This window comes from Halohasta sp. A2 (assembly GCF_056175805.1).
Map to the genome: position 1 here is coordinate 1 of NZ_JAQFWV010000354.1, position 249 is coordinate 249.

Consider the following 249-nt stretch of genomic DNA (forward strand, 5'->3'; position numbering starts at 1 on the left):
TAATTCGTGGGTGGGCAGTCGGTCGAGCGTCCGCAGTTGGTGTTCACAGTTTGTACATTATTATAACCGCCAGCGACCGCATCAAACGCTAGGTGATCGACCGCCAGCAGAGGAGGTTGCTAACTAGCACTACTTCTGGGGTTAATCCGGCAAGCTGATTGCCACGGCTGAAGAAAGAGAGCAATGAAAGAACTTGCACACGACCACGGAGATGCCGCAGGGTTTCTCAGAAGGTATCAAGCGTGTTTC

General features: G+C 52.2%; 1 protein-coding gene. It reads left to right on the plus strand.

Translation table 11 applies throughout. The features are described from left to right. Positions 1-127: integrase core domain-containing protein (locus O2S87_RS19400; RefSeq protein WP_475410269.1), on the plus strand; the 127-nt coding region annotated here is incomplete at its 5' end. Positions 128-249: the final 122 nt, after the last annotated feature.